This window comes from Pectinatus frisingensis, from assembly GCF_014076555.1.
Classification (GTDB): Bacteria; Bacillota; Negativicutes; order Selenomonadales; family Selenomonadaceae; genus Pectinatus; species Pectinatus frisingensis.
Genome location: NZ_CP045424.1, coordinates 1,687,840 through 1,705,623, shown reverse-complemented (window position 1 = coordinate 1,705,623; position 17,784 = coordinate 1,687,840). Strand labels below are relative to the sequence as shown.

Below are 17,784 nucleotides of genomic sequence, written 5' to 3'. Positions count from 1 at the left end.
TGACATGGTAAGTTTAAAGTATATTTTATAAATAAAAAGGAAGGTTTTAATATGCGTAAGCCAATTATTGCGGGCAATTGGAAAATGAATAACACTATTGCTGCAGGTACACAGTTAGTAAAAGATTTGGCACCATTAGTTAAGGAAAATAGTAAAGTGGATATTGTAGTATGTCCTACATTCACTGCACTGCCTGCAGTTACAGAAGCTGCCAAAGGTACCAATATTCATGTGGGTGCACAAAATGTACATTGGGAAAAAAGTGGTGCATTTACAGGTGAAATATCCACTGACATGCTGAAGGAAATCGGAGTAGAATATGTCGTTATTGGGCATTCAGAACGGCGTGAATATTTTGGTGAAACTGATGAAGGCGTTAATAAGCGTGCCAGAGCCGCATTAGCTGCTGGTCTTGTCCCAATTATTTGCTGTGGTGAAACATTAAAGATTCGTGAAGCCGGCACTACCAATAGTTTTGTAAAGGGGCAGGTAGAAGCTGCACTGTCCGGTATGAGTACAGCTGATATTGAAAAAGTTGTCATTGCTTATGAACCTATTTGGGCTATTGGTACAGGCAAGACGGCTACATTTGAACAGGCTGAAGAAGTTTGCGCTGTCATTCGTACAGCGGTTGCTGCCAAATTTGGGCAGACAGCGGCTGATGCAGTGCGTATACAGTATGGTGGAAGTGTAAAGCCGGCTACGATTGATGGACTTATGCAAAAACCTAATGTTGATGGCGCTTTAGTGGGTGGGGCATCGTTAAAAGCACCTGATTTTGCCCGTATTGCAAATTTTAACTGATTGCCAATTAACCGCTTTACCGCGATAATTTTATTAATTTATCTGGTGAGGCGGTTAATTCCCATAAATAAAGATTTTTATTTAAAGTGATTTTTATATACATTATTTATGATGATAATGTAGGTTGAGTATGATATATTCAAAGGTTAAAAATAAGTTTTATAAATTGATTAAGCAAGAGGTTATTTACACATGTCAAAACTAAAAAATCCGGTGGCGCTCATTATAATGGACGGATGGGGAATCGGCAGCTCTGATGATCCTAATAATGCGGTAAATAAGGGAAAAACTCCTATTATTGATGGGCTTTTGAAAAAGTATCCTCATAATCTACTGCAATGTTCCGGCGAAGCCGTGGGACTTCCCGATGGACAAATGGGCAATTCAGAAGTCGGTCATACGAACATTGGTGCCGGGCGGGTAGTTTACCAGGAATTAACGCGTATAACTAAAGCTATCCGCGAAAAGACTTTTTTTGCCAATCCTGTTTTTATTAATCTTATAAATCAGGTAAAAAAAACCAATGGTGCATTGCACTTGATGGGATTACTGTCTGACGGGGGAGTACATAGCCATCAAGATCATTTGTATGCGCTTCTTCAATTGGCTAAAAAAAGTAATATCAGGGAAGTATATGTGCATGCTTTTTTAGATGGTCGCGATGTGCCTCCTTCCAGTGCTGCGGATTATCTGACGGCATTGGAAACTAAAATAACTGAAATAGGCATTGGGAAAATTGCCACTATATCGGGTCGTTACTATGCCATGGATCGTGATAAACGCTGGGATAGAGTAGAAAAAGCTTATGCTGCCATCGCTTCGGCATCAGGAAATAAAGCTAAAACTGCTGATGAAGCTATAAAGGCGTCATATACCGCTGATATAACTGATGAATTTGTTGTACCTGCTGCTATTGATGATTATCCAGGTATGAAGAATAATGATGGTGCAATTTTCTTCAATTTCCGTCCGGACAGAGCCCGGGAACTAACCCATGCTTTTACGGATAAAACATTTGAAGGATTTAAGCGGGATGATAATTTAGAAATACCATTTGTTACAATGACACAGTATGAAAAGGGTATGAATACTCAGATCGCTTATGAACCGGAAACATTAAAAAATACATTAGGGGAAGTTATTTGTCAGCATGGACTTAAACAGTTGCGCATAGCGGAAACAGAAAAATATGCACATGTGACCTTTTTCTTTAATGGTGGCGTAGAACAGCCAGTGGAAGGTGAAGATCGGATATTGGTGCCTTCGCCTAAGGTGGCAACATATGATTTACAACCGGAAATGAGTGCAATTGAGGTTACCGATAAAGTCGTTGATGCTATAAAATCACAAAAATATGATTTTATAATCTTAAACTATGCAAACGGCGATATGGTTGGACATACCGGAGTACTGCCGGCTGCGGTCAAGGCGGTGGAAACGGTTGATACTTGTGTCGGACGTTTTGTTGAAGCTATGCGTTCGGTAGGTGGCACAGTCTGTATTACGGCGGATCACGGCAATGCAGAAAAAATGTTTGACAATACAACAAATGAGCCTTTTACAGCCCATACAACTAATCCGGTACCATTTATCGTGGTTTCTGATAAAATAAAAACCGTTCGTGCAGGAGCTTTGTGCGATATTGCACCGACGATGTTAAAAATCGCTGGCATTCCTGTACCGCAGGAAATGACAGGTAAGGCACTTGTCGATTAATGCTGCCGGGCACAAAAGATATTTGTCAATATTGACAGACATACAGCATAACATATATTATATGTAGTGGATTATTTTAGTGAAGAGAGGAATTAATATGATTTATTCAGAAGAAGTCAACAATATGACCTGTGTGGCTAAAGGCATTGAACATCATGGTCCGGCACCAATTCCTGAAGAAGGTAAATGGGTACAGGCTAAGGAAATAAAGGATATCAGTGGACTGACACACGGCGTTGGCTGGTGTGCTCCGCAACAGGGCGCTTGCAAGCTTACATTGAACATCAAAGATGGCATTATACAGGAAGCTTTGATTGAAACTATCGGTTGTTCCGGTATGACACATTCAGCTGCAATGGCTTCGGAAATTTTGCCGGGTAAAACTATACTGGAAGCCCTTAATACGGACCTTGTATGCGACGCAATAAATACCGCCATGCGTGAGTTGTTTCTGCAAATTGTTTATGGCAGATCACAAACGGCATTTTCTGAAGGTGGTCTTCCTGTTGGTGCCGGTCTTGAAGATTTGGGAAAAGGTCTTAGAAGTCAGATCGGTACAATGTATGGGACTTTGAAAAAAGGTTCACGTTATTTGGAAATGGCTGAGGGATATGTCACGAGAATAGCCTTAGATAAAGATGATGCTATTATTGGTTATGAGTTTGTAAACTTGGGAAAAATGATGGAAATGATCCGCAAGGGAACCAATGCTCAGGAAGCTCTGGAAAAGGCTAAGGGAAATTATGGCAGATTTGCTGAAGCTGCAAGATATGTAGATCCGCGTAAAGAATAATACGAAAAACAGGAAGGACTGAACTAGTATGGCATTATTTGAAGGTTATGAACGTCGTATAGATAAGATCAACAAAGTTTTGAGTGAATATGGCATTTCTTCGATAGAAGAAGCTAAAAAAATCTGCGATGAAAAAGGTATCAATGTTGCTGAAATAGTAAAAAGCATTCAACCTATTTGTTTTGATAATGCTTGTTGGGCTTATACCGCAGGCGCCGCTATCGCAATAAAGAAAGGCTGTACAAAGGCAGCTGATGCAGCACGTGCTATTGGTGAAGGACTCCAGGCTTTTTGTATACCGGGTTCTGTTGCTGATCATAGAAAAGTTGGTTTGGGACATGGTAATCTGGCCGCAATGCTTTTATCAGAAGATGCCAAGTGTTTTGCTTTTCTTGCCGGACATGAATCTTTTGCAGCTGCCGAAGGGGCAATCGGGATAGCTGGTAAGGCTAATCGAGTAAGAAAACAACCGCTGCATGTTATTTTAAACGGGCTTGGTAAAGATGCTGCTCAGATAATTTCCCGTATTAATGGATTTACCTATGTACATACACAATATGATTATGCCAGCGGGGATCTCAATGTAGTTAAAGAAATTGCTTATTCCGATGGTGAACGTAGTAAAATTAAGTGTTATGGTGCTGATAGTGTACAAGAAGGTGTTGCTATTATGCATAAGGAAGATGTAGATATATCTATAACAGGAAATTCTACTAATCCGACAAGATTCCAGCATCCGGTGGCTGGTTGCTATAAAAAGGAATGTATTGAAAAAGGTAAAAAATATTTTTCCGTGGCATCAGGCGGTGGTACAGGCCGTACTTTGCATCCGGATAATATGGGGGCTGGTCCTGCTTCTTATGGTATGACTGACACCATGGGCCGCATGCATTCTGATGCACAATTTGCCGGTTCTTCTTCTGTGCCGGCACATGTTGAAATGATGGGATTAATCGGCATGGGCAATAATCCAATGGTTGGCGCTAGTGTGGCTGTGGCTGTGGCTGTTGAAGAACATACAAAATAATTAATTTTAAAGAAAGATGTGTGGGGAAATTTTCCTATACATCTTTTTTAACCTTCATTAATAAATAATATTGCTTTATATGTAACGCCATTTATGCTACAATATAAGAGAAGCACCACAAATGGGAAGAAATATCTTGAATAGGTGGGAATTTTATGTTGAAAAAAACAAAGATTGTTTGTACTATGGGTCCAAATATTGATAAGGATCCAACGATTTTAGATGATATGATCAAAAGCGGTATGAATGTGGCTCGGTTCAATTTTTCACATGGTGATTATGCGGAACATGAACAGCGGATCAATATGGTCAAAGATGCAGCTAAAAGGTTGGATAAGACTATTTCATTGGTACTTGATACCAAGGGTCCGGAAATGCGTTTAGGTGATTTTGCCGATGGCAAGGTTTTCTTAAAAAAAGGTAATAAGTTTACTATAACTAATGATGATAAACCTGGGGATGAAACCCATATATCTGTCAATCACAAAACCCTTTATACAGAAGTAAAACCAGGCAATACTCTCTTGCTTTCTGATGGTCTGGTAGGATTACGTGTCGAAGAAATTTCCGGTAAGAATATTATTACAACTATTCTTAATGACGGACCAATGAGTACGCGGAAACGTGTTGCTGCACCGGGGGTTTCTCTTGGACTGCCGGCTATATCGGAACAAGATAGAAATGATATCATTTTTGGTATAAAACATGATATGGATTTTGTTGCGGCATCATTTATTCAGCGCGCTGACGATGTGGAAGAAATACGTGCATTGATCAAAGAATATAATGGACACATGGAAATAATTCCAAAGATTGAATGTACTGAAGGCGTCAAAAATATTGATGCAATTATCGCTGCAGCAGATGGGATAATGGTTGCCCGTGGTGATCTTGGTGTTGAAATACCGGCTGAAGATGTGCCTTTGATTCAAAAATCAATTATTAAAAAATGTAATAAGGTCGGCAAACCCGTTATTGTTGCCACCCAGATGCTGGAAACCATGACAACGAATCCTCGTCCTACCCGCGCTGAAGCTTCAGATGTTGCCAACGCAATTTTTGATGGCACAGATGCTATTATGCTGAGCGGTGAATCAGCTAATGGTGATTATCCGGTTGAAGCTGTAAAAGTAATGAATTCTATTGCTAAACGTGTTGAATCAGCACTTGAATATAAGCAAATCTTTTTGAATAAGGGCTTTGAACGTCAGGGTATCACTACTGATGTTATAGCACATGCTACTGTTCAGATGGCATATGAACTTGACGCGTCAGCAATCATAACTCCTACTGAAAGCGGTTATACAGCAAAGGTTATATCAAAATATCGGCCTGAATCAACGATTGTGGCATATACACCTAATGGAAAAGTTGCCCGTCATCTAAATCTTCGCTGGGGTGTTGTTCCTATAGTAGGTAAAGAATGGAATAATGTTGATGAAATGATTTCTTCAGTTACTGCTGCAGCATTGAAGAAGGGTTTTGTTAAATCCGGTGATAAGGCAATTGTTACTTCTGGTATGAAATTTGCTGAAGGTGATACTAGTACGATTCGTATCCATACCATTTGATAAATGTATTATTGAAATAATGTTGGGATTTTCCAGTATTATATAATAAAACCTCTGCCGATTATGGTGTGCATACCGTCAGGAAGGCAATCAAAAAAATATAAGAATTTTTGGTTGTACACTAAATGTTGGGGTAAGCAAAAATTCAAGCTTACTTCAGCATTATTTTTTTGCAAAAAAATAAGAGCATAAAATAAATAAATCCGTTACAATTAAAGCACCACACAATAAAAGAAAGGATGGATTATTTTATGCTCAAGGAAAATTATACTATACAATTATTAGGTTTAGAAGGGCTTGAAGTAATAAATGTTGTAAATAAAACCTTCACGCTGCGCCTTCCCGTAAAACCGCATGTGTGTCCTGAATGCGGAGCTGTGACTACAAAAATTCACGACTATCGCCTGCAAAAGATTAAACATATACCCATTCCAGGTTCACCATATACAATATTCATAAAGAAACGCCGCTATGTATGTCCTAACTGCGGTAAGAAAATTCCAGAGAAGAATAACCTGCTGCCCAAATACAGATCCGTTACCACCAATTTACAAAAACAAATCCTTTATAACTGCACTAACTTACTGAATATGAAACAGATATCTAATATCTGCAATGTTTCTCCAAGTACGGTAGCAAGAACTATAGAGAATATTAAATACCGGCACATATATAAATTTCCTGCCATAATCTCCATAGATGAATTCAAGGGCAATGCCGGAGGTTATAAATTCCAGTGTATCATTACCGATCCACAAAAGAAGAAGATACTGGATATACTGCCTAACAGGAACAGTGAAGATATCTATAACTATCTTACAAACACAGATATTAAAGAAAGGTTCAAAGTAAAATATGTAATAATGGATATGAGCAGCCAGTTCCGCAGCATTATGACCAGATGCTTCCCTGAGGCCAAGGTAATAACCGATAAATTTCATACAGTGCGTCTTGCCAACTGGGTTATAGAATATGTGCGCAAGCAGGAACAAAAGAAATTCACCGATATACGCAGGCGTTATTTCAAGAAAAGCCGATTTATTTTACTAAAGCGGAAACGTTATTTGGGAAAAGAAGAAAAAGAACAGCTTGCTAATATGCTAAAAATAGCGCCCCGCTTAAAGAAAGCTTATGTATTAAAAGAGTTGTTTTATAAAGTTATGGACAGTAAAACGGAGGAACAGTTCAATAAGCGTCTGAGCAAATGGTTCATGCTTGTAGAAAGCTACAATATAGATAAATTCCTTACTATGGCTCAAAGTGTACGCAAATGGATTCATCCTATAAGGAGAGCCGTACTTACAGGATATACTAACGGTTATACAGAAGGCTGCAATAACAGGACTAAAGTTTTAAAGAGAATATGTTTTGGTGTAAGGAACTTTAATAGATTTCGTAACAGATTATTATTTATTGCTAATTACGAAAAAAAAAGCAGGATAATCTACCCCTGCTTTCCCTTCGTAATTATTGTCTGAATCTTTTATTACCCCAACTATTGACGTTGAACCGAATTTTTTGCAGTTCATCTGTAAGGATGGGCTGTTTTTTTATGCAGCTTTGTACTGCTCATGGTACTCGTAGGGTGTCATCACATGTAAGTGGCGCTGCAAAGCTCAAAGTTGTAGTAGTGGATATAGCCGAGGACTGCATGTATCAGTTATTGGCGACTGGTAAATTGGTGACGGTAATACATTTCATATTTCAAGATTCCCCGGAATCTTTCTATCAGGCTGTTGTCGGTGCAATGAACTATTCGGGACATGCTTGTGTCATTTTATAGTCTATTGTTCTCTTGTGAAATTCGCGGCTTGTATATTGGAATCCATAGGCACTGTGAAATAGTGGATGTACCGTGATTGGCTTTCATAGCCTCATCAAAAGTATCAAAAACCGACCGGTTATTGTCGTGGTTGCTTAATATATACGACACAACCCGGCAATCGTATAAATCAAGGATGGCACTTAGGCAGAACTTGTAAATCACTGAATCTATATAATATTTGAATTCTGTTGCAGCGGTCATTCGTTTTTTGTTTGACTCAGCCGCATAGAATTTTCAGTTCATTCTACGGGTTTTTATCTTTGATACTAGATCAATTTTACTTTTATGCAGCATAAAAAATACCCCCAGACAAGACAATGTATTTTTTCATTGTCCTATCTAGAGGTAACATATTATTATGGAAGAGATTTTATTATATAAATTTTTATTTAGCCATTAAAGCAGCAATTTTATTTGCGATGGAAGAAGGATTTTCTGGCAGAATTCCTTCTATTAAAAGGGCCTGTGTAAATAATAGATCACAATAGTCTTTAAATTCCTGAGAAGTTTTTCCCTGGTTATGGACTGTCTGCAACCGTTTGAATAATTGGTGATGCGGGTTTATTTCTAAGATGCGTTTTGCCTTGAACATCGGATTGTTGGCATCAGCAAATACCTGTTCCATAGCGAAACTGGGACCTTGTTCATCGGCAACCAGACAGACTGCACTGCTTTTTAAACGATTACTGATTTTTACATCGGCAACTTTATCACCAAGACTTTCTTTGATGTCTTTAATCAGATCTTCATTTTTCTTAGTGATATCCTCAGTTTCTTTTTTAGTTTGCTGCGATTCAACATCGTCAAGGTCAAGATCACCGCGACTGATAGAATGGAATTGTTTATTGTCGTATTCATGCAGTGCTTCAATGGCAAATTCATCAACGTTGTCCAATAAATATAATACTTCGACATTTTTATCCCTAAGTAATTCCATTTGTGGTAAATCATCGATAGCCTTGCGGTCTTTACCTGAAGCATAATAGATTTTTTTCTGGTTTTCCGGCATGCGTTCAACATATTCTTTTAAGGAACTGAGTCCTTTATCAGCATCGGAAGTTGCAAATAATAATAGGTCTTTCAATTTATTTATCGTATCAGTACCATTATACATGTTATTATATATGCCAATTTTTAGCGATTTGCCATATTGAGCCCAAAACTTTTCATATTTCTCGCGTTTGTTTTTAAGCATTTTATCAAGGGTTTTTAATATGCTGTTTTCTAAATTACGGCCTATTATTTTCAATTCACGGCTTTGCTGTAGAAGTTCACGTGAGATATTAAGTGAAAAATCGGGTGAATCAACTAACCCTTTAACAAAACGCAAATATTCCGGCAGCAGGTCTTTGCAATTATCCATTATAAATACATGGCGTGAATATAACTGCAAACCAGGCTGATAATCAGTATGGTATAAATTGAATGGAGCTTTGGCAGGAAAGAATAACAATGAAGTATACTCAATAGTACCTTCGGCTTTGTTATGTAAAATTTCCATCGGTTCTTCCCAGTCATGAAAGAGATTTTTATAAAATTCATTATATTCTTCGGGTTTTATTTCTGATTTGTTCCTTGTCCAGAGCGGCTGCATGGAATTGAGCGTACGAATTTCGTCCCGTTTAGTTTTAGGAGCATCTTTTATTTCTTTGCCATCTTTGTCCTTAGGTGTTTCTTCAATGACAAAATTCATTTTTATCGGATAACGTACATAATCAGAATATTTTTTTACCAGACTTTCTAATTTATAGGTATCAACAAAATTTTCTTCTGCTTTATCACCATAAAAATCAGGAAGCAGTGATAAAGTTATAGTGGTACCGCGTTTGTCTTTATTACATTCTTCAATAGTATAAGAACCATCACCAGCTGATTCCCATTTGTAAGCTTGCTTTTGTCCGGCTTTACGGGTGATCACAGTTATTTTTTCTGCTACCATAAAGGCAGAGTAAAACCCTACTCCAAATTGTCCGATAAGTTCTTTCCCGGAAACACTGGAGTTGTTTTCCTTGGCTTTCATCATTTTTTGCAAAAAGGCTTTTGTTCCGGATTTGGCAATTGTACCGATATTATCGATCAGCTCATCGCGAGTCATGCCAATACCGTTATCAGAGATCGATAATGTATGTGTCGTTTCATCTGGTACGAGAAAGATTTCGTAGTTATTGTCACCCTCCAATAAATCTTTATTGGTCAAGGCTTCAAAGTGTATCTTATCGATAGCATCAGAAGCGTTGGATATTAACTCACGCAGGAAAATTTCTCGATTGGTATAAATGGAATGGATCATTAAATCAAGTAATTGTTTGGTTTCTGCTTGAAATTCATATGTTTCTTTAGACATAATTCAAACTCCCTTGTCATGGATTGCCTTGTTAGCACTCTTAACGAGTGAGTGCTAATACTATGATTACTATACAACGCTTTGAAAAAAAAATCAATACTTTGCCGAATTATTCACAGAGTATTTGAATGCAATAGATGGATTGCATAATATATGGATAAAGATATATAAGTAATTGACGCTGACTGCTTTAATGAGTATACTTAAATATATCAGAACGTTATTTTAAGGGGAGATTATTTTGAAGTATATGATAAAATTGTTATCAGCTACAATGATGATGCTTTTTTTCACTACATCAGCGGCATTTGCAATGCCCTCAACAAAGACAGTTATTATGGATGACTCATTTAACCTTTCTACAATACATTCTATTGCTGTGGCTATGCCTGATTACATTCAGACAAAAAACAGTCCTAAAATCGAGGACGTAATGGCAACACTCGCTCAATCAGGATTTGATGCTAAACAATTAAAAAATGTTACGGTGATACCTTATACGGTTATAGCTAATGCTATAGAAAAAGACAGCGGCGTTGATTTGCAGACATTGGATAAAAATGCTGCTAAAAAAGTTTTTAAACAGGATATTGGTAAATATGCTGACGCTTATTTGGTAGCCACAATAGCTAATGACAGCCGTGTTGTAATATTTTATGATTTATATTCAGCAAAAAATGGCGCTTATTTATACTCTTTTGAAGTTATTGGCGGTGGTCAGGGCGATAATAATATCAATGCTTATAAATCTTTTAATGGATTGTTTTATAATGGTTTCGCTGAATCGGTGAAGTTACAGTATAAAGATAAAAAAGCTAAGTAAATATCGGCATATTAAAAGATTGTTCAATATAATATTGGGTCAATTAACAAAAGGATATTGCATAGATGATAATTTATGCAATATCCTTTTTCTATAATAAAATTAAGTTTTTTTGATATTGTACTTGCAAAAATATGCATAAAAGATGTATAATTATTAAACAGTTACATAAGAGGAGATGATTATGGAATGAAAGTCAGTGTAATAGGTGCTACAGGTTATGCAGGTATTGAATTGCTACGGATATTATATAATCATCCTGAAGCTGAAGTCATGTACTTGACTTCAGAAAGTAATACCGGACGAAAAATATCTGATGTCTATGAACATTTATATAAAATATACGATCAACAGTTGATTAGTATGGATAAAATAGATGAGATAGCTGATGCCAGTGACTTTCTTTTTATTTGTCTGCCACACGGACATGCAATGCAGGTGGGCAGACAGTTGGAAAACAAGGCTGCCAGAATCATTGATTTGGGTGCAGACTATCGTTTTAATAATACAGAAGTATATGAAAAATGGTATAAGGTGAAGCATACTCATAAGACAACAAATCGTGTGTATGGGTTGTCTGAATTACACCGTGAAATGATAAAATCAGCTAAAATAATCGGTAATCCCGGCTGCTATACTACAGCAAGTATTTTGGCACTGGCACCACTGGTCAAATATGGTCTCGTAGAGATTTCCAGTATCATTGTTGACGCCAAATCAGGTGTGTCGGGGGCAGGGCGTACGGCTAGTCCTGCTAATCATTTTCCGGAACTTTATGATAGTTTTAAGGCTTATAGTGTAGCAACACATCGCCATACACCCGAGATTGAGCAAGAATTATCATGGCTGGGGCAAAAAAAAGTTACACTTAATTTTACTCCGCATTTAGTACCTATGGACAGAGGAATTTTAAGTACATGTTATGCTAATATATTACCATCAGTAACTAAAACGATGATAAATGATGCTTTTCATAGTTTTTATGATAAAGAATTTTTTATTCGCTTACGAGGTATAAACTCTTATCCGACAACAAAGAATGTGCGCGGTTCTAATTTTTGTGATATAGGATGGCATGTTGATCAACGGACTGGCAGAATAGTGGTTTTGTCGGCAATTGATAATTTAGTTAAGGGCGCAGCCGGGCAGGCGGTGCAGAATTTTAATATTGCTTGTGGATTTAATGAAAAAACAGGGTTGATGATGGCACCGGTTTATCCATAAATGAAAAAAACAATTATAGGAGGATTTTTAATGGTTAAAGAAAATAAAGCTGGTGTGACATATGCGAAGGGGTTTAAGGCAGCCGGTGTCAAGGCAGGTATTAAAAAAAGTGGTAATCCTGATTTAGCGATGATTGTCAGTGAATATGATGCTGTTGTAGCAGGGACATTTACTCAAAATAAAGTTGCGGCTGCTCCGGTTTATGTGTCTAAGAATGTTGTCAGCACCGGAACGGCAAAAGCAATTGTGGCTAATTCCGGGTGTGCCAATGCCTGTACCGGACAGCAAGGATTGGATGATGCCAATAAAACGGCAGTTTTAGCTGCGGCAAAGCTGAATATTGCAGCAGATGATGTGGTGGTCGCTTCGACAGGTGTCATCGGTGTGACATTACCAATGGAAAAAATTGCAGCGGGAATTCCTGCTGCTGTTGCGGCATTAAATAATGATGGCAGTGAAAGTGCTGCTAATGCGATTATTACTACGGATACATATATAAAATCATTGACCACGGAAGTAATGATTAATGGTAAGAAAGTTCATATAGGCGCTATAGCTAAGGGAGCCGGCATGATTCAGCCGAATATGGCGACAATGCTTTGCTTTATTACTACGGATGCAGATATTGATCAGGTTCGGCTGCAACTGGCTCTTTCTGGAACAGTGGAAAAATCCTTCAATATGATATCAGTAGATGGTGATATGAGTACCAATGATATGGTTATAGTCATGGCAAACGGACAGGCGGGCAATAGCAAAATAACTAAGGATAATGAAGATTATCATATTTTTTATTCGGCATTAGCGGAACTTTGCTGTGAAATGGCTAAAAAAATTGCCGCTGACGGTGAAGGAGCAACTAAATTCATAACGGTTAATGTCCACAACGCCAAAACATTTTCAGATGCAAAAAAAGTAGGAATGTCTATTGCTAATTCACCTTTAGTAAAGACAGCTTTTTTTGGACAGGATCCCAATTGGGGAAGAGTAATTTGCGCTGTAGGCTATTCAGGAGTGGCAATGCAGCCGGAACAGACTATTGTTAAATTCGGTGATATTATTGTTTATAAAAATGGTATGGGAGCTCAATTCGATAAAAATGCATTACAAAAAATAATGGCCAAACATGATATAGTTATCGATGTTGATTTAAATTTGGGGCATGATAAAGCGACCGTTTGGACTTGTGATTTATCGTATGAATATGTGAAAATAAATGGTGAATATCACACCTGAGGAGTTATGTCCCATGGAGTTTTCTGCTGAAGCAAAGGCTTCGATATTAGTGGATGCATTACCTTATATACAAAAATTTTATGGCAAGACAATTGTGATAAAATACGGTGGCAATGCAATGATAAATGATGATTTGAAAAATAAAGTGATGCATGATATCGTATTGATGAAGTATGTCGGAATACGGCCAATCATTGTGCATGGCGGGGGTCCCGATATCACTGATTTTTTACAAAGAATTGGTAAAACATCACAATTTATCAATGGTTTACGGGTAACTGATAAGGAAACGATACAAATTGCGGAAATGGTTCTTGTTGGCAAAATAAATTCGGAAATAGTCAGCCGCTTGAATGGTCTGAGTGTTCGGGCTGTGGGATTGAATGGGAAAGATGCGAAACTTATTATAGCTCATAAGAAATTGGCTGCAGTTCACGATGATAATGGAAAGATAAGAAAAATCGACATTGGATTTGTGGGAGAAGTTGAAAAAATAAATACAGATATATTGAATGATTTACTTGATCAAAATTATGTACCAGTGATAGCACCAATCGGTGTTGGGATAGATGGTGCCGGGTATAATATAAATGCAGACTACGTAGCAGCAGAAGTCGCCGGCGCTATGCATGCTGAAAAGTTGTTGTTATTGACTGATATAGAGGGAATATACAAAGATTATAATGATAAAAGCACGTTTATATCCACTTTGACACAAGAACAGGCCCGACGAATGATAGCTGACGGCAGCATAAACGGTGGAATGATTCCAAAAGTGGAAGCGTGCTTATGTTCATTAATTAAAGGCACCGCTAAAACCAGTATTATTGATGGTCGTCAGGCACATTCACTTATTTTGGAATTATTTACCTCACAAGGTATTGGCACGCAGGTAATACGATGAGATTGTATAGAGAGAAATAGGGGAGGTCATAAAATGACAGATGAAGAAATATATGCCGAAGATGAGGCACATTATCTTCCGGTTTTTGCCCGTTATAAAATAGTGCTCGATCATGGTGATGGACCATATGTTTATGATACCCAAGGGAAAAAATACCTTGATTATTTGGGTGGTATCGCCGTAAATGTATTGGGACATAATTATCCGGCTTTGGTGAAAGCGATAAGTGAGCAGGCCGGTAAAATGATCCATTGTTCAAATCTTTATTATACAGAAGTACAAGCTAAAGCAGCTGAAAAGCTTAGCAAATTGAGTAAAATGGATAAGGTGTTTTTTGCTAATTCCGGTGCTGAAGCAAATGAGGGAGCAATAAAACTTGCCCGAAAATATGCTCATTTGGCTGATAAAGATAAGTCACAAATAATAACAGCTGTACATAGCTTTCATGGACGTACAATAGCTACACTTACTGCTACCGGGCAGCCTAAGTACCACGAAGGATTTGGACCGCTGCCGAATGGTTTTTCCTATGTTGATTATAATGATATTGATCAATTAGAAAAAATGATGAGTGATAAAACGTGCGCTGTTATGCTGGAAGCAATTCAGGGAGAAGGAGGTATTCATGTCCCTGATGAAAAATATCTACAACAGGTACGAAAATTGTGTGATAAGTATAATGCATTGCTTATTTTTGATGAAATTCAATGTGGTATGGGACGGACAGGTACATTTTTTGCCTATGAACAGTTTGGCGTTAAAGCTGATATCGTAACATTGGCCAAGGGCTTGGCCGGAGGTGTACCTATTGGTGCCTTTATGACCAGTAATAAAGTCGCTGCTGCTTTTAAACTCGGAGATCATGGCAGTACTTTTGGCGGTAATCCCTTGGCCTGTGCAGCAGCTAATGTAGTGCTTGATACTATAAAAGATGATAATCTGATGGGAAATGCCAAAAATGTTGGTAACTATTTGATGGGTGAACTAAATAAGCTCAGGGAAAAGTATCCGGCACTTATTAAAGAAGTTCGTGGCCGCGGATTAATGGTAGGAATGGAAATAAATAAACCGGGTCGTGAAATCGTTGATGCCTGTTTGAATTATGGTATGATAATAAATTGCACCGCTGGTAATGTGCTGCGTTTTGTACCACCATTAATAATAAATAAGCATCATGTGGACGAACTCATGCCAGTGCTTGATAGAGTGCTTGCTGCCCAGTAAACAATATACCAGGCAGCAATAGAGTGTTGATTTTTGTGTTAGGACAAAAATAATATTAGAGGAGGTTCTTAAATGCTTTCATGTAAAGATCTATTATCAATACATGACCTTACGGTTGATGATGTAGATGAAATATTGGATTTGGCACAGGAATTAAAGGCAATGCAGAAGGCCGGTATCGAACACCATATACTGGAGGGAAAAACATTAGGGATGATTTTTGAAAAATCATCCACGAGAACACGAGTTTCTTTTGAAACAGGAATGTACCAATTGGGTGGACAAGCGCTGTTTTTGTCGAATAGGGATTTGCAAATTGGCCGCGGTGAACCTATAAAGGATACGGCCAGAGTGTTATCACGTTATCTTGATGGAATAATGATTCGTACTTTTGAACATGAAAAAGTTAAAGAATTTGCCCAATATGCTGATATACCGGTGATAAATGCCCTTACTGATTTACTTCATCCTTGTCAGGCTTTAACAGATTTATTGACAATAAAGGAGCATAAGGGGAAAAATCTGCGGGGACTTAAAATGGTTTATATTGGTGATGGCAATAATATGGCACACTCATTAATGTATGCATGTGCCAAAGCCGGCATAAATTTTGTAGCGGCAACACCACATGGTTATGAACCGGATACTGATATATTGGTGAATGCTAAAGCTGACGCTGCTGAAACAGGGGCTGTTGTTTCAGTTACTGATGATGTTATGGCAGCAGCTAAAGATGCCGATGTCTTATATACAGATGTCTGGGCCAGTATGGGACAGGAAGCGGAACATGACAAACGTGTTAAAATATTTCAGGGGTATCAGATAAACGATGATGTATTGAAAGTCGCAGATAAACGTGCTATGGTGCTGCATTGTTTGCCTGCACACCGTGGTGAAGAAATCACAAATGAGGTTTTGGAGGCACACGCTGCTGAAATTTTTGATGAGGCAGAAAATCGTCTGCATACGCAAAAGGCAATTATGGCACTTTTGATGGGAGATATGCACCAGCATTGATAAATAGTTAATAAAGTTATAATATTTTATTGGTCAATTAAATATAGGGAGTTGTTATAAGTGGAAAAAGTGAATAAAGTTGTCCTTGCATATTCAGGCGGTCTTGATACATCTGTAATTATTCCATGGTTGAAGGAAAACTATGGTGGTTGTGAAGTTATTGCCGTATGTGCCGATATTGGGCAGGGTGATGAACTAAATGTAGTTCATGATAAAGCTTTAAAATCCGGAGCATCTAAAGTCTATATAGAACATTTAACTAAAGATTTTCTGGAAAATTATGTATGGCCGACGCTGCAGGCAGGAGCTGTTTATGAAGGAAAATATCTTTTAGGTACTTCTTTTGCTCGCCCGCTTATTGCTAAGCGGCTTGTAGAAATAGCTAAACAGGAAAATGCTGATGCTATCGCACATGGTGCTACCGGCAAGGGAAATGATCAGGTCCGTTTTGAATTAACAGTTAAGGCATTAGCACCAAATATTAAAATAATTGCACCATGGCGTGAATGGACGTTGAAATCACGTGAAGATGAAATCGCTTATGCTAATGAACATAATATTCCGGTTGCTGCAGAAAATAAAACGTATAGCATGGATAGAAATATCTGGCATTTAAGCCATGAAGGTTCCGATCTTGAAGATCCCGGAAATGCACCGAAAAATAGCATGTATTTGATTTCCAAAGCTCCTGAAGATGCTCCGGATAAACCAGAATATATAACAATTGACTTTGTAAAGGGAATACCAACAGCTGTAGATGGACAAAAAATGGATGCAGTTGAATTGTTAGAAAAATTAAATGAAATCGGTGCTAAAAATGGTATTGGCATAACTGATATAGTGGAAAACCGGCTTGTTGGAATGAAGTCGCGTGGTGTATATGAAAATCCAGGCGGAGCACTTTTGTACTATGCCCATAGGGAGCTGGAATATCTTTGTCTTGATCGCCAGACATTCCATTACAAGGAAACTGTGGCGATTCGCTATGGTGAACTTGTCTATGATGGAATGTGGTTTAGTCAGCTGCGTGAAGCATTGGCTGCATTTGTCAGCAGTACTCAGGAAACAGTCACCGGTACAGTGAAATTAAAGCTTTATAAGGGTAATATTATGTCAGCTGGAGCAAAATCGCCATATTCCTTATATAGTCATGATTATGTAACTTTTGAAGCTGATGATGTTTATAATCAGGCAGACGCTACTGGATTTATTAATTTATTTGGGTTACCATTGAAGGTTCGTGCTCTGATGCAGGAAAAAACAGGTAAATAGTTAT

Annotated in this window: 15 protein-coding genes; 14 read left to right on the top strand and 1 reads right to left on the bottom strand. The window is 37.9% G+C overall.

All coding sequences use genetic code 11. From position 1 onward, the window contains the following. The first annotated feature begins 51 nt into the window (after nucleotides 1–51). The 7 genes from tpiA (at nucleotide 52) to F8M42_RS13655 (ending at nucleotide 7,694) form a co-directional block, all read left to right on the top strand. On the top strand, nucleotides 52–804 hold the full coding sequence (gene tpiA / locus F8M42_RS07995; RefSeq protein WP_182185815.1) for a triose-phosphate isomerase: 753 nt from the start codon (nucleotides 52–54) through the stop codon (nucleotides 802–804). Nucleotides 805–996: 192 nt separating this feature from the next. Next, entirely contained in the window at nucleotides 997–2,520 is a 1,524-nt protein-coding gene (gpmI, locus tag F8M42_RS07990; RefSeq protein WP_182185813.1) for a 2,3-bisphosphoglycerate-independent phosphoglycerate mutase, read from the top strand. Between the two features lie 97 nt (nucleotides 2,521–2,617). Further along, on the top strand, nucleotides 2,618–3,313 hold the full coding sequence (locus tag F8M42_RS07985; protein WP_182185812.1) for an iron-sulfur cluster assembly scaffold protein: 696 nt from the start codon (nucleotides 2,618–2,620) through the stop codon (nucleotides 3,311–3,313). 28 nt (nucleotides 3,314–3,341) lie between these two features. Then, the gene (locus tag F8M42_RS07980) at nucleotides 3,342–4,340 is read left to right on the top strand and encodes a GGGtGRT protein (protein ID WP_182185810.1); all 999 of its coding nucleotides are present in this window, start codon (nucleotides 3,342–3,344) and stop codon (nucleotides 4,338–4,340) included. A 155-nt stretch (nucleotides 4,341–4,495) separates the two neighbouring features. Beyond that, nucleotides 4,496–5,911, top strand: a complete 1,416-nt coding sequence (gene pyk, locus F8M42_RS07975; protein ID WP_182185808.1) for a pyruvate kinase — start codon at nucleotides 4,496–4,498, stop codon at nucleotides 5,909–5,911. Between the two features lie 251 nt (nucleotides 5,912–6,162). After that, nucleotides 6,163–7,389, top strand: coding sequence for an ISL3 family transposase (locus tag F8M42_RS07970; RefSeq protein WP_182185806.1), 1,227 nt, complete (start codon nucleotides 6,163–6,165; stop codon nucleotides 7,387–7,389). 74 nt (nucleotides 7,390–7,463) lie between these two features. Continuing rightward, nucleotides 7,464–7,694 carry a hypothetical protein gene (locus F8M42_RS13655; RefSeq protein ID WP_229711305.1) on the top strand — a complete coding sequence of 77 codons (231 nt, stop codon included), beginning with the start codon at nucleotides 7,464–7,466 and terminating at the stop codon, nucleotides 7,692–7,694. Nucleotides 7,695–8,121: 427 nt separating this feature from the next. On the opposite strand, the gene htpG is transcribed toward F8M42_RS13655, so the two are convergent. After that, a complete protein-coding gene (gene htpG, locus F8M42_RS07960) occupies nucleotides 8,122–10,080 on the bottom strand; it encodes a molecular chaperone HtpG (RefSeq protein ID WP_182185803.1) in 1,959 nt (652 codons plus the stop codon). Between the two features lie 250 nt (nucleotides 10,081–10,330). On the opposite strand from htpG, the gene F8M42_RS07955 reads away from it, so the two are divergent. The 7 genes from F8M42_RS07955 to F8M42_RS07925 all read left to right on the top strand — a co-directional run bounded on the left by F8M42_RS07955 (nucleotide 10,331) and on the right by F8M42_RS07925 (nucleotide 17,780). Then, nucleotides 10,331–10,903, top strand: a complete 573-nt coding sequence (locus tag F8M42_RS07955; RefSeq protein WP_182185801.1) for a hypothetical protein — start codon at nucleotides 10,331–10,333, stop codon at nucleotides 10,901–10,903. Between the two features lie 189 nt (nucleotides 10,904–11,092). Further along, nucleotides 11,093–12,127: an N-acetyl-gamma-glutamyl-phosphate reductase gene (gene argC / locus F8M42_RS07950; protein ID WP_182185800.1), complete on the top strand. Its 1,035-nt coding sequence runs from the start codon at nucleotides 11,093–11,095 to the stop codon at nucleotides 12,125–12,127. 30 nt (nucleotides 12,128–12,157) lie between these two features. Then, on the top strand, nucleotides 12,158–13,363 hold the full coding sequence (gene argJ, locus F8M42_RS07945; protein ID WP_182185799.1) for a bifunctional glutamate N-acetyltransferase/amino-acid acetyltransferase ArgJ: 1,206 nt from the start codon (nucleotides 12,158–12,160) through the stop codon (nucleotides 13,361–13,363). Between the two features lie 13 nt (nucleotides 13,364–13,376). After that, nucleotides 13,377–14,267 carry an acetylglutamate kinase gene (argB, locus tag F8M42_RS07940; protein ID WP_182185798.1) on the top strand — a complete coding sequence of 297 codons (891 nt, stop codon included), beginning with the start codon at nucleotides 13,377–13,379 and terminating at the stop codon, nucleotides 14,265–14,267. A 33-nt stretch (nucleotides 14,268–14,300) separates the two neighbouring features. Beyond that, entirely contained in the window at nucleotides 14,301–15,491 is a 1,191-nt protein-coding gene (locus F8M42_RS07935) for an acetylornithine transaminase (RefSeq protein ID WP_182185797.1), read from the top strand. Nucleotides 15,492–15,563: 72 nt separating this feature from the next. After that, the gene (argF, locus tag F8M42_RS07930) at nucleotides 15,564–16,508 is read left to right on the top strand and encodes an ornithine carbamoyltransferase (protein ID WP_182185796.1); all 945 of its coding nucleotides are present in this window, start codon (nucleotides 15,564–15,566) and stop codon (nucleotides 16,506–16,508) included. A gap of 60 nt (nucleotides 16,509–16,568) precedes the next feature. Further along, the gene (locus F8M42_RS07925) at nucleotides 16,569–17,780 is read left to right on the top strand and encodes an argininosuccinate synthase (RefSeq protein WP_182185795.1); all 1,212 of its coding nucleotides are present in this window, start codon (nucleotides 16,569–16,571) and stop codon (nucleotides 17,778–17,780) included. The last annotated feature ends 4 nt before the right edge of the window (nucleotides 17,781–17,784 follow it).

What these genes read in the sequence shown, in the direction of transcription:
- F8M42_RS07955 (WP_182185801.1), top strand. Translation starts at nt 10,331, where the DNA reads ATGATAAAATTGTTATCAGCTACAATGATGATGCTTTTTTTCACTACA.
- F8M42_RS13655 (WP_229711305.1), top strand. Translation starts at nt 7,464, where the DNA reads ATGCAGCTTTGTACTGCTCATGGTACTCGTAGGGTGTCATCACATGTA.
- F8M42_RS07985 (WP_182185812.1), top strand. Translation starts at nt 2,618, where the DNA reads ATGATTTATTCAGAAGAAGTCAACAATATGACCTGTGTGGCTAAAGGC.
- F8M42_RS07935 (WP_182185797.1), top strand. Translation starts at nt 14,301, where the DNA reads ATGACAGATGAAGAAATATATGCCGAAGATGAGGCACATTATCTTCCG.
- argB (WP_182185798.1), top strand. Translation starts at nt 13,377, where the DNA reads ATGGAGTTTTCTGCTGAAGCAAAGGCTTCGATATTAGTGGATGCATTA.
- argF (WP_182185796.1), top strand. Translation starts at nt 15,564, where the DNA reads ATGCTTTCATGTAAAGATCTATTATCAATACATGACCTTACGGTTGAT.
- F8M42_RS07970 (WP_182185806.1), top strand. Translation starts at nt 6,163, where the DNA reads ATGCTCAAGGAAAATTATACTATACAATTATTAGGTTTAGAAGGGCTT.
- tpiA (WP_182185815.1), top strand. Translation starts at nt 52, where the DNA reads ATGCGTAAGCCAATTATTGCGGGCAATTGGAAAATGAATAACACTATT.
- argJ (WP_182185799.1), top strand. Translation starts at nt 12,158, where the DNA reads ATGGTTAAAGAAAATAAAGCTGGTGTGACATATGCGAAGGGGTTTAAG.
- F8M42_RS07980 (WP_182185810.1), top strand. Translation starts at nt 3,342, where the DNA reads ATGGCATTATTTGAAGGTTATGAACGTCGTATAGATAAGATCAACAAA.
- argC (WP_182185800.1), top strand. Translation starts at nt 11,093, where the DNA reads ATGAAAGTCAGTGTAATAGGTGCTACAGGTTATGCAGGTATTGAATTG.
- pyk (WP_182185808.1), top strand. Translation starts at nt 4,496, where the DNA reads ATGTTGAAAAAAACAAAGATTGTTTGTACTATGGGTCCAAATATTGAT.
- htpG (WP_182185803.1), bottom strand. Translation starts at nt 10,080, where the DNA reads ATGTCTAAAGAAACATATGAATTTCAAGCAGAAACCAAACAATTACTT.
- gpmI (WP_182185813.1), top strand. Translation starts at nt 997, where the DNA reads ATGTCAAAACTAAAAAATCCGGTGGCGCTCATTATAATGGACGGATGG.